Source organism: Natrialba asiatica DSM 12278, assembly GCF_000337555.1.
GTDB classification, from domain to species: domain Archaea; phylum Halobacteriota; class Halobacteria; order Halobacteriales; family Natrialbaceae; genus Natrialba; species Natrialba asiatica.
The window spans coordinates 218,015-233,812 of record NZ_AOIO01000007.1; the positions used below are offsets into that span (position 1 = coordinate 218,015).

The window sequence follows — 15,798 nt, forward strand, 5'->3', positions numbered from 1 at the left end:
TAAAGACCTACCCGAATGGAAACTGCTGCTATTTGCAGTACTCTTCGACTAGTATTCATAGAGTATGATAACAGGGTACATGGTGAGCAATCGACCGAGTTGTCTTCCGGATCGGCTTGACGATGCGGTGATCCGATGGTAGCATTTGAGCCGCGGCTGTTCGAGGACATCGATCCCGACGAACGTCCGTCGCTCGCGGCGGCGCTCGTTCCCATCGCGGGCATGATCGTCTTCCTCAGCGTCGGCATCGTCGCGTTCGACCTGGATCCGCAGTTCCCGCTCTTCTGGGGGATCGCCTTCACCGGGCTGTTCGCCCGGTATCACCTCGGTCTCTCCTGGGACGACCTGTACGACGGGATCACGGATAGTCTCCTCATGGGGATGAAGGTGATCATCATCATGTTCACCGTCTACGCGCTCATCTCGTCGTGGATTCAAGCCGGGACGATTCCGGGCCTGATGTACTACGGGTTGGAATTTCTCACGCCCGCGGTGTTTCTTCCGGTAACTGCCATCCTCGCCGCGATCATCTCCTTTGCGGTCGGCTCGTCGTGGACGACGGCGGGCGCCCTCGGCGTCGCGTTCATCGGTATCGGGTCCGGACTCGGCATTCCCGAGCCGATGACCGCCGGGGCGATCCTCAGCGGAGCCTACGCGGGCGACAAGCAGTCACCCCTCTCGGATACGACGAACCTCGCCGCCGCGGTGACGAACACCGATCTGTACGACCACATCAACGCGATGCGGGCCGGAACCCTCGTCGCGTTCGGCCTCTCGGTCGTGCTGTACGCCGCCATCGGACTGAACGCCGCCGGATCGATCCCCGCCGGCCGCCTCGCCTCGATCCAAACGGCTCTCCAGGGGAGTTACGTTATCTCGCCACTCGTCTTCCTGCCGGTCATCGTCACCTTCGGACTCGCGATCTACGGTATTCCGGCGGTCCCTGCGCTCGGAACCGGCGTCTTCGCGGGCGTATTCACGTCGATGCTCGTCCAGGGTACCGGCTTCGCCGCCGCGTGGTCGGCCGCCCAGTCCGGGACCGGACCCGAAACGGGAATGGAACTCGTGAACGGACTCCTCGATAGTTCAGGGCTGATCGGCGGTGCCTGGATCGTGACGATCGCCATCGCCGCACTCTCGCTCGGCGGCATGCTCGAGCGGACCGGGATTCTCGCCGTCCTCGCCCACCACCTTGGCAGGCTCTGTCGCGGGGTCGCGAGTTTGACGGGCGTCACCGCCTTCTCCGCGGTCTCTATGAATATCCTCGCCGCCGAGCAGTACGTAAGCATCGTCGTTCCGGGAATGACCCTCCGGAACCTCTACGAGGAACAGGGGCTGAAAGCGAAGAACCTCTCGCGCGCTATCGAGGCGTCCGGGACGACGACGAGTGCGCTTATCCCCTGGGGCAGCGGCGGCCTGTTTATGGCCGGGACGCTCGGCGTTTCCACGCTGGAATATGCCCCCTACTACTTCTTTGGTTTCCTCTCGCCGCTTGTCCTTCTGATCATGGGTCTCACCGGGTGGCAGATCGTCTACAAGGAAGGGAGCGGTGCCGATGAGACCGCATCACCGGGTAGCGGCGTCGGCACCGGCGTCCCCGGCGAAGACTGAGCTATCCGGTCTCCACGCCACCGGCACCGGTACCAATACTGGGACTGGAACTGGAACTGGAACCGACACCCAGATCACGTTTTCCCCGAGTGACGCGATATCGCACAACGAGTTCAGCGGAGCGCTTTCGAACTCGCATCAACCGCTTCGGCGGCGTCGATCGCGTCGAGAAAGATCCCGATCCCGAGTTTGATCTCGCGCTCGCTGGAATCGAGCGGCGGGAGCAGACGGATCGTTTTCTCGCCGCAGCCGAGCGTCAGCAGTCCGCGTTCCAGCGACGCCGTCACGACGGCCTCCCGTCGGTCGGCCGTATCGAACTCGACGGCGAGCATCAGGCCCTTTCCGCGGACATCCTCGACGGAGGCGGGCGAGTCGTCACGAAGCAGTTCTTTGGCCTGCTCGCCGCGCCGGGTCGCGTTCGCGAGCAGGTCGTGTTCCTGAATGGCCTCGAGCGTGAACGTCCCCATCATCGATCCGAGCAGATCGCCGCCGCCGAACGTCGACCCGAGTCGGTTTTTCTCCGCGGGGAAGATCTCGGATCGAGAGATCGTCGCACCGACGCGGAGGGCCTTCGCGCTGGCGATCACGTCGGGTTCGATCGGGTAGTGATCCGAAGCCCAGATTTCGCCGGTGCGCCCTATCCCCGACTGGATTTCATCGACGACCAGCGGGATGTCGTATTCGTCGGTCACGGCGGCGACTTCTCGCATGAACGCCTCGCTGGGGAACCGGTAGCCGCCGACGCCCTGAATCGGCTCGAGGGCAAGAAACGCGATTTCCTCGGGGTTGATGCGGCCGCCCTCCGGTGCGAGCATGGTCCGGAGCTGAGATCCCTCGCCGGCGAAAAAGCCACACTCACAGTTCCGGTCGCCGTCATCCTCGCCGGTGCAGTCACAGAACGGCACCGTCTCGATCCCGCTTAGCTGGGGATAGTGACGCGTGTAGACCTCCTTCGACTTCGTGATCGACAGCGTCCCGAACGTCCGCCCGTGGAAACTCCCGTCGAACGCGACGCCGTACTTTGAGGGGACACGGGAGTCGTGGGTGATCTTCATCGCGTTCTCCATGGCCTCCGCACCCGAGTTCGAGAGGAAGACGGTATCCATGCCGTACTGACTCGAGACCTCGGTTAGTTCGTCCATCAAATGGCTCGACCCCGGAACGGCCGATTCCTCGGGCGTCGGGCCGGCACCGAAGTACATGTCCTGGCCGGCGATCTTCATCGGCTCGACGAGGTCGAATTCCCGTAATTTGGCGGTGACCTTCTCGTTGTTGTAGCCGAGCGGTGCCGCCCCGATGTGGCAGGTGAAATCGAGCAAGACGTTGCCGTCGACGTCGGTGACGAACGGCCCGTCCGCCTCGCGCGTCACGTCCCAGACGAACTCGTGGGAGTACTCGCTCGGGGCCGCGTTCTTGCCGTGGAACTCGACCCACTTGCGCGCATTTGACCCGGGGAAGGCGTCCACGTCCGGTTTCGCTGTGTCCCTATCCATACACAATTTATGTTTATGACGTACATTAAATCTTGTTATCACCGGTGTTTTGGATCGGAGCGCCGGAACGGCTAGCAGGCCGTTGACGAGAAAACCGGGCGGGAAGACGGTTGAGTGAGTCAATCGGCGCGCTTTCGACTGATCGACGGGGTGGAATCAGTCGTCGTCCATTTCCGCGGGACCGCCGGGGCCGGCCGGCGATTCGGAGTCCGTTTTCCGACTCGAGCCGATGAGGACGGTTTCGTCCTGCAGCAACACCCGGCCGTAGCTCGAGCTGAAGTCCTTGATGAGCGAGAGCATCGCGGCGAAGCAGACGAACGCGAACGGCGCACCGGTGATGATGACCGCGTCCTGTAGCGCGCCCGTCCCGCTCTCGCCGCCGATGATCATGAGGATCGCGGCGGTCAGACCGAGGACGACGCCCCAGAAGACCCGACTGATACTCGAGGGCCTCGCTTTCCCGCCGGTGGTCATCATCGAGACGGCGAGTGTCGAGGAGTCCGCCGACGTGATGAAGAACGTCGTCACGAGAATCATGAACGCGATCATGAACACGGTTCCGAAGGGGAACGCTTCGAAGAGGATGAAGCCCGAAACCTCCGGCGTATTGTTGGCGACCACCGTGCTGAAGTCGGCCGTCCCGGTGTGATGGTATCGCAGCGCGGTGCCGCCGATGAACGTGAACCACGGGATGGTCGCGGCCGAGGTCGCGCCGATGCCGGTAAACGCGACTTCGCGGACGGTGCGGCCCTTGGAGATGCGAGCGATGAACAGTCCGGCGAACGGGGACCACGAGAGGGCCCACGCCCAGTAGAAGACCGTCCACTCGTTCATCCACCCCGTACCGCCGTCGGTACCGGTGCCGGTGTAGAGGCTCATCGACGTGAAGTCGGCGATCATGCCGCCCATCGCCTGCGAGCCGAGCAGGAGCAAGAACAGCGTCGGCCCCAGGATGAACGTCGCGAGCATGAGCGTGACGAACAGGATCATATTGAAGTTCGACAGCCGGCGGATCCCTCTATCGACCCCGAGAACCATCGAAATCGTAAACAGGAGCGTCATCGTCGTCACCACGAGGAGGATGCCGACGTTCCCCAGATCAATTCCCCACTGGTAGTTCAGACCGGCGATGAACTGGCTCCCGATGAAGCCGAGCGAGGTCGCCACACCCCCGATCGTCGCGAACACGGCGAGAATATCGACGACCTTCGCAAACGGCCCGTCGAGGTTCTCCGCGCCGATGATCGGCGTCAACGCCGAGGAGACCCGAAGCGGGACGTTCTCGTAGTTATACGCGAAGTAGGCGATGGCGAGCCCCATGATCGTGAACACGGCCAGCTGCGGCAGCGCCCAGTGGAACAACGTCTGCTGGATCGCGATCGGAATCGCCTCGCTCGTCCCGCCCTCGACGCCGAACAGCGGTGACGGGTCGTTATAGTAAAACAGCGCCTCCGTCGGTCCCCAGAACACGACTCCCGCTGCGAACCCCGCAGAGTACAACATCGCAAAAAACGAGAGAAAACTGTACTCGGGCTCCTCGTCTCCCATCTTGATCTTCCCCCACGGGCCGACAATCAGGAAGAGGAGGAACAGGACGATCAGAAAGACGATCACCAGCAGCGCCCAGTTCAGGTACTCGACGACCCAGCCGTACACGGTGTTGATCGTCTCCGTAACGGCACTCTGGTTGATGAAGAACGCCGCGATTACCCCGACCGTCAACAGCGCACCGAACGCGAAGACGATCGGATCGATCTCTTCGAAGAACTCGTCGACCACTCCCCCCTCGGCGTCGCTCATCGTCCCACCCCCTGTTCCGAGCGATAAGCAACTCCGTTGCTGTATCTCGTCCACCCAGTAGCTGTGCTGCGCGATAGCATACCGAATCAGTTGATACCATACACAATAAACGTTTCTCACTTTCGTCCGTCATATACGGATTGTGTTCATAAGCCCCCGGAGTAACCGATATCGAGTTCCCGACCAATTGGATGAATGTCCGGCATACCCACGAGTTCTGTTGCATAGTGAAACCAATGAGCCGTCTCCACGGACGAACTCTGACCGGATCGGACGCGATCTGATCGCCACGCTCAGCTACAGAGACACTATAAACAGTCGGCTCTGATGAAATCCCGTTCTTCAGATGTGATTCCGTTTGAAACGCCGTTACACAGAGATGCCCATTGAGCAACGTAAATCCTCGTAGATACCGGAATGTTCGTTGAATCGTGCTGCAGAGACAGCACCTGTTTTACGCCTCAATACGGCGGTATAGCGGGAACTACACCGCTATCGCCAAGCGCTTATAGGCTTACAGCAATAGTCGTAGACAATGGGTTCCTCTGGGTCGGTATCGGACGACACTTTAAACGAGATCCGAGAATTCTTTAGCCGCCCAAGCCGGTCGTCAACGCCGTTCTTTACTGCGGAAATCGCGAATGAACTAGAGTACCCTCGACGAACCGCGCGCCGCTGTCTGCAGGTGCTTGTTGAACGGGGCAAGATCCAAACCAAACAAAGAGCCGACTCGAACAGGATCTGGTGGAAGCCCGAGGAGAACCCATCAGACCAACAACCAGATGAAGCGCAGTTCGGTGCATTCGTGAGTGCTGTCAAAGATTACGCTATCTTCATGCTTGATCCCACGGGTACGATCATCAGTTGGAACGAGGGAGCCGAGCGGATCAAGGGCTATGCAGAAGAGGAAATCGTCGGCGAACACTTCTCGACGTTCTATACCGAGGACGATATCATCAACAACGTACCCGACCGAAATCTCGAAACCGCTGCGGAAGAGGGTCGTATCGAGGACGAGGGATGGCGGGTCCGCAAGGATGGCTCGACGTTCTGGGCAAACGTCACAATCACTGCCATCCGAGATGACGAGGGGGCGCTCAAGGGATTCACGAAGGTCACCCGCGACATGACCGACCAGCGTGAATACAAGCAGCAACTGGAGGAGCAGGCTGAGCGGCTCGAACGGCAGCGCGACGAACTTGAGGAGGAACTCGACGACATCTTCGAGCGAATTGATGATGCGTTCTATGCCCTCGACGACGAGTTTCAATTCGAGTATGTGAACGAACACGCCGAGACATATCTCGGCAAATCAGCAGGGGAACTTCTGGGACGAAAACCCTGGGAGGTATTCGACGTCGATGAATCCGACTTGCTCTTCGAGAAGTTCAAGACGGCGATGGCCACCCAGGAACCGATGAGTTTCGAACAGGACTCTGACCCGTTGGGAATCTGGGCGATGGTCCGGGTTTACCCCTCGGAGTCCGGCCTCTCTGTGTACTTTCGGGATATAACCGACCGCAAGAAGCGCGAAGAGGAATTACAACGGACGCACGAACTCTTGGAGAGGGCAGAACAGATTGCGGATGTCGGCGGCTGGGAAATCGATACGGACACACGTGAGGTGTTCTGGACCGAGCACCTTTTCGAGATTTTGGAGATACCCTACGGCGAGGAACCGTCCCTCGATGAAGCGCTAACCGTCTACCATGAGGAGGACCGCCCCATCATCGAGAACGCTATCGAGGAGGCACTCGACTCCGGAACCTCCTTCGATGTAGAGCTTCGATTTCAGACGCCAAGCGGCAAGGTGCGCTGGCTCCACGTCAATGGTAATCCCGATGTAGAGGACGGAGAGGTCTTGCTCCGTGGCGCAGTCCAAGACATCACCGAGCGTAAAAAGCGCGAGCGGGAACTCAGGGAGTCGAACGAGCGGCTCGAACAGTTCGCGTACGCGGCCTCTCATGATCTCAAAGAGCCGTTACGCATGATCTCGAGTTATCTTCAACTCATCAAGGATCAGTACACCGACGAGTTGGACGAGACCGGCGAGGAGTTCTTCGAATTCGCCATGGATGGTGCAGAGCGGATGCGCGAGATGATCGACGGCCTGCTCGAGTACTCTCGCATAGAGACGGAGGGAGATCCGTTTGAACCGGTAGATCTGAACGCTGTCCTGAAAAACGTATTAACTGACCTCCAGTTCCAGATCGAGGAAAGCAACGCTGAGATAACCGCCGAAAATCTTCCAACGGTGGAAGGAGACGCCAGCCAGCTCCGCCAGTTGTTCCAAAACCTGCTTGAAAATGCCATCGAGTACAGTGGTGATGAGCCGCCACGCGTACACGTCTCCGCCACAAAAACCGGCGATGAGTGGGTCCTGAGGGTCACCGACGAGGGGATCGGCATCAGCCCCGAGAACCAGGATCACATTTTCGAGGTGTTCCAGCGACTCCACAGTCAGGACGAATACGCCGGCACGGGCATCGGACTCGCACTGTGCAAACGAATTGTCGAACGCCATGAAGGTAAAATCTGGGTCGATTCGGAGCCGGATGAAGGGGCAACGTTCTCGTTGTCGCTTCCGATCCCAGACGCTGCCGAATAGTTTGTAAACCGTGCTCTGCTGAGCGTATTCTCTGTACTCAGTAGTCGGTTTTTGACAACCAACGATGATACCCTGGCATGTAGCGTTCTGTCGTCAACCTGAACTCCTCGCTGAGGGTGCTCAACCTAGCACCAGTTAAGCGTTTCAACGGAGCCAAACAGCGATAACAGGTCCGATCAACCCATTCGGACGATTCGTTACAGATAGTGACTATCGATTGCTCGAGCGCATATCGTGACGTCTCAGTCAAAAGCAGCGCTTCTGGGCACATCGAACCGGAGCTGGATCCGCCAGTTACTCAGTTCGTCAATTCCTCGAGTTTTTGCGCGCGAGTCTCAGCGCTCTCGTCTACGCGCTCCCCGAACTCGTCGACCCGATCCTTGATCTCCTCGCGCGTCGTCTCGGGCGAGAACCCATCGGACATCGTCAGTAGTCGCACGAACGCTCGGAGTTCTTCGTCGGTAATCTGGGCGAACTCCTCGTTGTCGAGTTTCTCGATTACCTCGTCCACGTCGATCTGCCCGACCGGGTCGACGTTGAACTCGACGTTGACCATCCGGTAGTTCGAGCCGGCCAGGCGCTGTTCGGCCTTGCCCACGCCCTCCGAAAGCATGTCCTTGAACGGCGTGTGATAGCCCATCGTCCCCAGATGGAGGAACGCGAGCATATCGGTGATCCCCTGCGTATAGGCGTCTCGGTCCTCGTTATCCGGGTCGAATACGGTTTCCCGGTCGCGTTCCTCCATGTATTCAAAGAGGATACTGAAGTCGAGAATCGCGTTTCGCACCCGACGCCGGATTCGGTTCCGCTTTTGCTTCTTCGAGTGATCGGTGTAATCGGTTTTCCGTCCGAGCAGGAAGTCGCGGTCGGAGGGTGTGAGTATGCCACGCGGCCGATCCGAGTCCGCTGCCGTTCGAAGGGACGCCGGCACATCGTCCTGGCTCATACCGGATACACAGAGAGCCCGCGAATTAATCCTTCTGATTCAGCCAACATGATATTTTAAAGACAGCTTCGGACGATCGGCGGCTCTCACAACGATCCACGCCTTCACGGCCGAATCCGGTTCGACCGCGACGGTGACGTTCTCAACGCACCCGCGAAAAACGATCCGTCGGAGTTCGATCTAGAGTAGTGGTGCCGTAGTACGCGACCTCAGCGCCGCTCGTCCGACGGGCGAGATAGCCATCATCCATTTAGCTTGGAACTGTTCGCTTGCTCGGCGACGGGCCGGTGGCGGAACCTTCCGACCCGAACTCCGACGTTGATCCACGGACGGTGAATCGCCGTCCGGCGTCGTACTTTCGAGTCTTCCCGTCCGCCGATTCGTCGCCCCCTTGCAGATGAAACCCGCTTTCACTTTATGACTCACCGCGAGAGTACACCTACTCGTCGACCTCTGCCTACGAGCGACCGAGCCCAGAAGGAACCCGCAGTTGCCACCGAAGCAGTGGTCGACACCCACCAACCTATGTTGACTCGATTCCGGTCACTGAAACGGCACAGTCGGTTACGACTACGCATCGATACGGGAGACGCGCCAGGAGGTGACGGCTGGTGAGTCTTGAAGAACCGCCGAGCGATTTCCGCGACCGGGCCAAACGGAACTACGAGTTCGTAAAGAACGAGGTTGTCACGGAGGAGAAACGATCGATTTTGTCGGAGTATCAAGTCACCGACTTCGACAGCGTATTGCTTATCACGTCGGCTCCGAGAGGGGGAAGCAGTCTCCTTTTCGATATCCTTCGCCACCACGAAGAAACGTGTAGTCTCGATGGTGAACACGACCGATGGTTCACCCTGAACGGAATCTGTTACCCGGCGTTCGAATCCGACGTCATTCCGGCTGACTTCGAGTCGTTCGATAGAGAACGGCTCCTGACGGACCTCCTCGCCGAGGTCGGTGCGACCGACCGATCCGGCGATCGAACGCATCGCGTGGATAATACGCTCATCCGGCTTCCGTTGCAGTTCCCGGATCGGGACCTCCCGTACGAGGAGATTCACGAAGCGTTGCTCGACGGAGCGTCGCTCGACGAGATACTCGGAGAACTCGGACTCTCACCGCTGCAGTACGACGAATACGCGGACCGAGACGCGACCGGGCCGTTCAAAACGGAAACGATCGAGGATCGACCGTTCGTTTCTTCGCACCGTTACAAGCGTGCTCTCACAGCCGACGACTTCGAGCGGACGCTCGTCCTCAAAGCGAGCGGCGACGTGTACCGACTCCCGTGGATCCGCGAACAGCTATTTCCCGAAACCGAGATCAACGTCGTTCATCTCACACGGAACCCGGCGGCGTCGATCAACGGGCTCTACGACGGTTGGCGGCTGAACAGGGGATTCCAAACATACGGCGTAGGAGAGCTCGATATCGACGGGTACGATGGCTCGCTATGGTGTTACGATCTCCCACCGGGGTGGGATAGTGCGGGAAAACTTATCGACGTCTGCCTGATGCAGTGGGCGCGAGCCCACCGCCACATCCTCGACGGCCGCGACGCGTTCGAGAACGTTCTTCGAGTTCGGTTCGAGGATGTTCTCACCGACACCCGTTCCACCGTCGAGGAGATCGTCGAGTTCGCCGATCTCGGCGAGTCGGCGTTGCTTTCGGAGAACGTCGAGAGCCCCAACAAGGTGATGACGACGAAGGAACCGAGACACGCTCGCTGGCGAGACAGGGAGGATCTCGTCAGGAGCGCACTCGATCGAGCCGACGAGACGTATACCGAGGTGATCGAGGAACTGGGATACACGGAGGAATCGGAATGGATCTGAGCGGAGCGACGGAGGGGAGCGGCGGAGGTGACTTGCGTTGCTCGTCGACGCCGAGACAACGACCGTCGAGAACGATGACGAGGGATTTCGCGGCCACAGCAGACGCAGCAATGTTCGTATCTAACGACACACCGAATGCGGAGTCGCACCGAGCCGGAGTGGATAGCGTCGAGACCGCTATCATCGATGCTGTTCGGAAAGAAGCGGGGAGACGTCCCGCCCTCACGGAGGGGATCAATTGATGTCGGGAAAAACGATATGGCTCTTCGGACTGCCGTGTTCCGGAAAGACGACGCTCGCCGAGGGATTACTCGGTCCGAATACGGTCCACCTGGACGGGGATTATCTTCGAAACACCCTCAATTCCGATCTCGGGTTTTCGAAGGCGGATCGAACCGAGAACCTCAGGCGGACCGCCGGTGTTGCACAGGCGTTGAACGGACAGGGGTTCGATGTCGTCGCGTCGTTCATCACCCCGTATCGGTCGCAGCGAGAACTGATCGCCGAGAAGATCGAGGACGTCTCGTTCATCTACGTTAATGCGCCGGTCGAAGTGTGCGAGGAACGCGATGTAAAAGGGATGTACGAGCAGGCCCGAAACGGTGAGATCGAGGGGTTTACCGGCATCGATGCCCCGTTCGAGGACCCGGAGGGAGGGCAAATTGAACTCGAAGTTCGGACGGCAACGCACTCGGCGGAGGAGAGCATCAAGAAGATCAACACGGAACTGGAACTCAAGTTCGATCCGAGCCACATCTTCATCGGCCGCTGGCAACCGCTCCACGACGGTCACCGAACGATCATCGATTCAGCCGCTGATAACGGAAAAGACGTCATTATCGCCATCCGCGACACCGAACTCAGCGAAGAGAACCCGCTCACCGCACAGGAGCGCCGAGAGTTAATCGAGGACGTCTACGAGGACCATCCGAATGTAGAAACGATGATCGTTCCGGACGTGGATACCGTCGCTATCGGACGGGACGTGGGGTACTCGGTCGTCTCAGTTCCCGAGGAGGTCGCAGAGATCAGCGGAACCGAGACGCGCGAGGAGTACGAAAAGAGCGAACTTCTCTCGGGACAACATTTCGAGGATTAAATGTTTTTATCACCCACACCTCGATCATGAGTAAGACGGGGCTCCTGTTTGACCGATCCGAGTTACTAGATGCGATAGAAGCGGGAGAGCTAGCCGCGTGGAAGAAAAAGAGGTATATCGAGTTCAGAGAGGCGATGCAGAACACTCGCTATCCGTGTTACTTCGCGGTGAACGCTGAACGTAACGATACCGCTCGGTACCTCTTCGTGGGGGATGCTCATGATCGCGATGCACTCTTTAAAGTGAAAGAGGGGTTGCAACAGTATCTCGAACGGTATCAGTCGATCGCCGAACGAACGACCCTGGTGATGTTTTTCAGACCTCCTGACGAGGAGCAAAGCGAACGGGACTACCGAGATCAATTCTGGAGGGTACTCGAATTCCTGAACGAACGGGATCCGGACCCGTGGCCCGGTGATATTCCGGCGGACCCAACTGATCCGGAGTGGGAATTTTGCTTCCGTGGCGAATCGATGTTTATCGTCGGACGCGCTCCGTTCTATACGGATCGGAAGAGTAGGTACACGCCGTACGGACTAGAAATAACGATCCAACCACGGAGAGTTCTCGACGATGTTAGCGGAGAGACGACGGAAGGACAACGTGCTCGCTCGGTCATCAGGGATCGGTTACAGGACTACGATGACGTTGCCCCTCACCCGGACATCGGTGACTACGTCGATCCCAATACTCGGGAATGGAAACAGTATTTGCTCCCGGAGTCCACCGATGAGAGCGTGGATGAATTCCCCTTCGAAATAGATACGGACGGATCATAGGGTCGCTCCCTTGTTCTGCACCTCCTCGGTCGACGCGTTTCCATCGAGAGCGTGGTTGAGTGTTCCGCACCAGATTTTCCGTAGAGACCACATCGCGCGCTCGATCCTGCGCCCTGAAGTACCGATGTCCGTCACGAGGGCGAATCAACTACGCGCTACACGAGACATCCACGCTGACGTTGAACAGATACCAAACGGAAGAGACGGAGACGATGATCCGATTTCCACGAATTATTACGCCTCTCGGACGCTCATACCTGACTCGTCACTGACGGCAGTCGGAAGGTGGGACGTTCGAGTAGCAAACGGGGTACTCCATCAGCAATCTCCGGTCGGACGCGCTCGAACCCCCTTTCGTCCGGTCTAAAGCGCCATCCGTGCGGCTCGCACCCTTGTTCGAGTCGTACGCGCCGAAGCGAGTTATTAGCGGCTGTCATCGAGACCCGAGACGAGTTCCCGCTATCTTCACGAGACTCCCGAGTGAGGTGACTACGGGCGATGTCTTTGATGCTGTACCGAGAAGTATCCCTATGCAGGTGATCGTATACGGTCCACTTCGAAGCGCGACGGGAGAGAAGACGGTCGAGGTTGATCACGATGGGGAGACCGTCGCGGACGCGCTCGCGGCCTTCGTCGAGCAGTATCCGCGCGCGAAATCACAACTCTACTCCGACGATGGCAAGCTTCGGGGGAGCGTACGCGTCTCCGTAGACGGAGACCGATCGACTCCCGACGACCAGTGTCCGACGGACGCGTCCGTTTCGGTGTATCCGGCCATACAGGGCGGATAGGTGGCGTAGCGTTCGCCCTTGGACGGCTCAGAGGTCGTACTGCTCGCGAACGAGATGCGCGAGTCCGCAGTCCTCGAGTCGGTCCATCGGTACGAGCAGATCTAACTGAACGACACCGGGAAGGCGCCCGATCTGAACACCGCCCGTGAAGGTACACCGCGAACGGACCTCTCCTTCGGTCATATCGAGCATAGCCCCCGCGCGATCGAAAGCGTTCTCGGTCGCATCGTTGATGGTCGCACCGCTGCCGATGACCTGAATCGGTCCCGTATCCTCAACCATCTCGACGCCGTATTCCTCGGCGAGTGCCTGCCCTGTCTCGCGTTCATCGTCGGTGTAGGGTCGACTGATGTACGGGAGATCCTCCTCGTTTGGGAGGAGGAGCGGACCGTCGATGTCGAGATCCTCGATGACCTCGACCGCCAGTTCGGTGCGTCCGCTGACATCGGTCGTATGTAACGAGAGTTCTCCGTCGCCCTGATTCGCGTGGAGGTCGCCGACGTACACTCCGCCGCCGTCGACTTTCACCGGACAGATGAGCACCGCCCCTTCGCGGACGGCATTGATGTCCATGTGGCCGTCCGTTCGCTCGCCGAGGGCCTGTTCGTCCGGCAGCCCCCAGTCGTGCTGCGCACCGATGAGGAACTGACCGAAGTCACCTGCGTTGTGAGAATCCGGCAGTTCGACCGGCGGCGTCGTCCCGATATTGCCGATGAACGGTCGAAGCCGACCGAGCGTGCCGGGCATCTTCGAGGGCTTGTACAGGAGAATCGGATGCTGTCTGGAGTTCTCGGGCAAGGCCATCGCCTCGTCGGCCTGGTTCGCGAGGTCGTCGGCGGCCTCGGCGTCCATCGTCAATCCGACTGTCCGATTCTCGTCGAAGGCGACGGTGTACCCGTATTCGAATCCGAACGACGACGCGTTCGCGCCGCAGTTGGCGCACTTGATCGCCTCCTCTCCGACGCCCTCAACGACGCTCTCGGGCCACTCGGCCCCACACTCCGGGCAAGTGTGATCGACGAAGGGATCATCGCCGAACGCGCCCTCGCGCTCGACCATGCTGCCGGTGCTTGTTGCAACGCTCGTTACGTCGATATTCTTGATCTTCAGCGCGATAGCGTCGCCCGCTTCGGCGTTCTCAACCTCGATCGGCTGCGTGACTTCGTGACCGCCCCTGAACTCGGGCGTAATCATCGGACCCCAACACGCCGGCGGCGTATGGGTTTTAATCGTTCCGCCGTCCGCAACCGTTCCCGCCCACGTTTGATCCGGTCCAACCAGTCCGAGCGTGTACTGGTCGACCGAGAGTTCTTGCTTGACTTTGCGTTGTGCCATGCTACCTCGGTTTGGGGTACGTTACGACTTACCATAACAGTAGCTGGTAGTACGCGTTCTTTCTCCCGAGTAGACCGCGTTCAGTACGGGTGGTTACAAAGAGCGGTATCTGTACTATTGTGATGCTCGGTCCCTTCTGGTATGGTTCTATGACGGTTACTGGGAGTACGGTCGGACAAGGGTTCATCCTAACGGGAGAGGGGTCATCGTTCCAACGGTGATCGACGAGCGGCGAAGATGCGCGAATAATTAGATGACGACGGTCGGCTTGCACGCGTCGTTGCCGAACCGTCCGATCACGGTCAGTCGTCGTTCCGAACGCAGTTCGTCCCCACAGTTCTTGTTTTCGGGAGCAATACTACGTCCGTGTCGCGATTTCACACTCTCGGTCACTCAACGCGATCGTTCGACGAGCTTCTGGAGGTGCTCAACCAGTACGAAATCACGCTTCTCGCTGACGTCCGGAGTTTTCCCCGATCCCGGACGAACCCGCAGTTCGACCGTGACCGATTGACGGACCGGCTCCCGAAACACGATATCTCATACGAACACATCGAGGACCTGGGCGGGTACAGGGACACCGACCTGTCCGCGTCTCCGAATGCGGCCTGGGACAACGACTCGTTCCGCACGTACGCTGATTACGCACTCACGGAGGAGTTCCGGACCGGATTACACGAACTCATCGCGCTCGGAGAGCGGTTTACGGTGGCCTACGTGTGTGCGGAGAAGGTGTACTGGCGCTGTCATCGGCGTATTATCTCCGATTGGTTGCTGGTTCGAGACCACGAGGTTGTCCATATTTTCGAGGCGGATCGGACTGAGGCGCATTCGCTCACGCGGTTCGCAACGGTAGCGAACGAGACAGTAACGTATCCGGAGTCCGAAGGTGGATGAGAATCCGGTCAGCGGTACCGACACGGCGGGAGCAGGGACCGCTACTCAACGCGGCAGAACGCACCGCTCGGGCTACGGTTGTCGGCGCGAACACTCGCGGATCGCGTCCGACAGCACTCGGACGCCGATCTCCAGACTCTCCTCGTCGATATCGAACGTCGGCGTGTGGTGATTCGTCGGGTGATCCGTTCCGATGAGGACGTACGACGCGAGGCCGCCGGCTCGCTGGACCCGGTCCATGAGGTAGGTAACGTCTTCGCTGACGCCGAACTCCGTCGTTTCGATCACGCGGTCGACTCCGCCGACTGGTCTGGCGGCCGACCCGACGAGTTCACGTAGCGCGGGATCGCTGTCCGTTCGTGGCGACTCGCTGATGACCCGTGGCGTCACGTCGCAATCGTGCATCTCCGCGGCAGCGTAGAGGACGCGCTCGAGTTCGGTACGCATGTACTCCATCAGTCCGGTGGTTTCGCCGCGGACCTCGGCGTCGATCGTGAGTTCTTCGGCGATGACGTTGCTCGCGGTGCCGCCCTCGATGTAGCCGACGTTGACGCGGGTCATGCCGTCGCTGTGGCGGGGGATCGCGTATGCGTTCTGGATGGCC

12 protein-coding genes are annotated in these 15,798 nt (G+C 59.3%); 7 read left to right on the forward strand and 5 right to left on the reverse strand.

What is annotated here, in order from left to right; genetic code table 11:
- Window positions 1–135: 135 nt before the first annotated feature.
- On the forward strand, window positions 136–1,611 hold the full coding sequence (gene arcD, locus C481_RS02525) for an arginine/ornithine antiporter ArcD (RefSeq protein WP_006107312.1): 1,476 nt from the start codon (window positions 136–138) through the stop codon (window positions 1,609–1,611).
- 113 nt (window positions 1,612–1,724) lie between these two features.
- Here the strand turns inward: arcD and C481_RS02530 are convergent, their stop codons facing one another.
- Together C481_RS02530 and C481_RS02535 are read right to left on the reverse strand one after the other, a co-directional pair.
- On the reverse strand, window positions 1,725–3,104 hold the full coding sequence (locus tag C481_RS02530) for a class-III pyridoxal-phosphate-dependent aminotransferase (protein ID WP_006107313.1): 1,380 nt from the start codon (window positions 3,102–3,104) through the stop codon (window positions 1,725–1,727).
- A 156-nt stretch (window positions 3,105–3,260) separates the two neighbouring features.
- Complete coding sequence (locus C481_RS02535) at window positions 3,261–4,904, reverse strand: BCCT family transporter (RefSeq protein ID WP_006107314.1); 1,644 nt, start codon at window positions 4,902–4,904, stop codon at window positions 3,261–3,263.
- Window positions 4,905–5,439: 535 nt separating this feature from the next.
- Between C481_RS02535 and C481_RS02540 the strand changes: the two genes are divergently transcribed.
- Window positions 5,440–7,512 (forward strand): PAS domain S-box protein, encoded by a 2,073-nt coding sequence (locus C481_RS02540; RefSeq protein WP_049904361.1) that lies wholly within the window; start codon window positions 5,440–5,442, stop codon window positions 7,510–7,512.
- A 298-nt stretch (window positions 7,513–7,810) separates the two neighbouring features.
- Here the strand turns inward: C481_RS02540 and C481_RS02545 are convergent, their stop codons facing one another.
- Entirely contained in the window at window positions 7,811–8,458 is a 648-nt protein-coding gene (locus C481_RS02545; protein WP_006107316.1) for a hypothetical protein, read from the reverse strand.
- 611 nt (window positions 8,459–9,069) lie between these two features.
- Here C481_RS02545 and C481_RS02550 point away from each other — a divergent pair.
- From C481_RS02550 to C481_RS02565, 4 genes are all read left to right on the forward strand, one after another.
- Window positions 9,070–10,293 carry a sulfotransferase family protein gene (locus C481_RS02550; RefSeq protein ID WP_006107317.1) on the forward strand — a complete coding sequence of 408 codons (1,224 nt, stop codon included), beginning with the start codon at window positions 9,070–9,072 and terminating at the stop codon, window positions 10,291–10,293.
- Window positions 10,294–10,534: 241 nt separating this feature from the next.
- The gene (gene cysC / locus C481_RS02555; protein WP_006107318.1) at window positions 10,535–11,392 is read left to right on the forward strand and encodes an adenylyl-sulfate kinase; all 858 of its coding nucleotides are present in this window, start codon (window positions 10,535–10,537) and stop codon (window positions 11,390–11,392) included.
- A 26-nt stretch (window positions 11,393–11,418) separates the two neighbouring features.
- The gene (locus C481_RS02560; protein WP_006107319.1) at window positions 11,419–12,171 is read left to right on the forward strand and encodes a YqcI/YcgG family protein; all 753 of its coding nucleotides are present in this window, start codon (window positions 11,419–11,421) and stop codon (window positions 12,169–12,171) included.
- A 530-nt stretch (window positions 12,172–12,701) separates the two neighbouring features.
- Window positions 12,702–12,962, forward strand: a complete 261-nt coding sequence (locus C481_RS02565; RefSeq protein WP_006107320.1) for a ubiquitin-like small modifier protein 1 — start codon at window positions 12,702–12,704, stop codon at window positions 12,960–12,962.
- Window positions 12,963–12,989: 27 nt separating this feature from the next.
- Here C481_RS02565 and C481_RS02570 read toward each other — a convergent pair whose 3' ends face one another.
- On the reverse strand, window positions 12,990–14,297 hold the full coding sequence (locus tag C481_RS02570) for an acetamidase/formamidase family protein (protein ID WP_006107321.1): 1,308 nt from the start codon (window positions 14,295–14,297) through the stop codon (window positions 12,990–12,992).
- Between the two features lie 366 nt (window positions 14,298–14,663).
- Here C481_RS02570 and C481_RS02575 point away from each other — a divergent pair, with 366 nt between their 5' ends.
- A complete protein-coding gene (locus C481_RS02575; RefSeq protein WP_049904363.1) occupies window positions 14,664–15,194 on the forward strand; it encodes a DUF488 domain-containing protein in 531 nt (176 codons plus the stop codon).
- Window positions 15,195–15,266: 72 nt separating this feature from the next.
- On the opposite strand, the gene C481_RS02580 is transcribed toward C481_RS02575, so the two are convergent.
- Window positions 15,267–15,798: M20/M25/M40 family metallo-hydrolase (locus C481_RS02580; protein ID WP_006107323.1), on the reverse strand; the 532-nt coding region annotated here is incomplete at its 5' end.